Annotated in this window: 1 pseudogene; it reads left to right on the forward strand. The window is 64.5% G+C overall.

Annotated elements, in window-relative coordinates:
• Positions 1–87 precede the first annotated feature (87 nt).
• Positions 88–440, forward strand: a pseudogene (locus RAD15_RS43925) (hypothetical protein); the annotation flags it as partial.

A 440-nucleotide genomic window follows, 5' to 3' on the forward strand; every position in this document is an offset into this window, starting at 1 on the left:
GGACTGGCGGTGTGGTTATGCCGCCATGACGTTGCCCGTGGCGGTCTGAGACGCGGCGGCCAGGCCGCTTATATTGGCACCCTGCTCATGGTCGGCTACCTGTGGCTCGCAACGGCCGGTATCGTCTGCACGGTTCAAGGACCACCCATTTCCCGAAGTGGGTATGACGCCGTCGTCCACTCGCTCTTCCTCGGATTCACCATGGGGATGATCCTCGGCCACGCCCCCATCATCCTGCCCGCCGTGTTGCAGGTCCGGCTGAAATGGACGACGTGGTTCTGGCTCCCCGCCTTCCTGCTGGAGGCCTCCCTGCTGGTACGCATCGGCATCGTGGACGGGTTGGACCGTTCCGCCGCGGTGCAGGCGGGAGGGACCGTCAACGTACTCAGCCTATTGACCCTAGTCGCTGTCGTCGCCACGCATATCCAGCCCCGCAACAG

This window comes from Bradyrhizobium sp. 14AA, from assembly GCF_054185205.1.